Source organism: Aquibium sp. ELW1220, assembly GCF_030398385.1.
In the GTDB taxonomy this organism is placed as follows: domain Bacteria; phylum Pseudomonadota; class Alphaproteobacteria; order Rhizobiales; family Rhizobiaceae; genus Aquibium.
In genome coordinates, this window is record NZ_JAOAOQ010000114.1 from 1 (window position 1) to 980 (window position 980).

General features: G+C 58.2%; 1 protein-coding gene. It reads right to left on the minus strand.

What is annotated here, in order from left to right:
* Positions 1-358: 358 nt before the first annotated feature.
* Positions 359-886 (minus strand): hypothetical protein, encoded by a 528-nt coding sequence (locus N1F91_RS30940; RefSeq protein ID WP_289997756.1) that lies wholly within the window; start codon positions 884-886, stop codon positions 359-361.
* Between the last annotated feature and the right edge of the window lie 94 nt (positions 887-980).

Here is a 980-nt window from a genome sequence, read left to right on the forward strand (position 1 = left end):
ATCGAGATCCGGGAGGGTCTTCGCGGCTGCCGCTGGCCCGGTTGGAGCCGGGTCATGATGCTTGGTCGTTAAGCTGGCTAAACATACGCGACTGTCGCAGTGGTGACGAAAGGTACTACCGTCATCGTAGAGGCCACATGAGGACCGCCTTTTTCCGCCAAAGCGGCTTAGACCTGCGGGATGACCGTTGGTTGCCCTCGGCATCGTATTGCGGGCGACCTTCATGAGAAACAGCACCTCATGCATGTTCCTTTCTCGGCAGGCAATAGACCCCGCCAGCTTGCGCGCTCGAGGGCTGTGCGTCGTTCCAAACTCGGCGCGGCATACCGCCCCCTGCGCAACCTGATGTAGTGCCTACTCAGCGAGGGTTATGTCGCCCGCGTCGGCGGCTCTTGTGAGATGATTGGTCGCGGTCAGTCTCTGTAGGTTGGGCTCGAACTCGGGCTGTGCGCGGCACCCATTCTTCGTCAATTCGCTTGAACCGCATATCAACCTTTTTCAGATCGCGGTCGGTTTCGGCAAGTTTGATCATGAGGTCGCGCAACGAGATGGTGTCCGATACCGTCTCAAGGTAGAACCCCGCCAGCGCTCGCTGTACCACGCCGGGGATGTCCACTTTGCCCTGCTCCCATAGTCGCAGCATCTTTTCCTGTACGTCCAGAAGTCCAGCCAAGGCGCGTTGTGATAGGTCAAGCTCGCTTCGCAGAAACCGCACCTCAGCTCCGGTCATCTGTCGGTTTGCCTGTGCGATGTTCATCCCGATAGTGCGATGCAGGTTCTCAATCCCTGGAATGGTGCTGACGGGCCCATAGGCCGTGTCGCGCATCTCAATCCCAAACAGCCACACGTTTGGCAGACCGGTTTCAGTGTAGTGGTAAGGGTCCATCGTTCTCCACTCGTTATCTGCCGCCATCGTCAGTGACCCCGATCACGAACAGGTCGTCGCAATCGATTGCGCAGGTCACTCTGATTTCCATTCC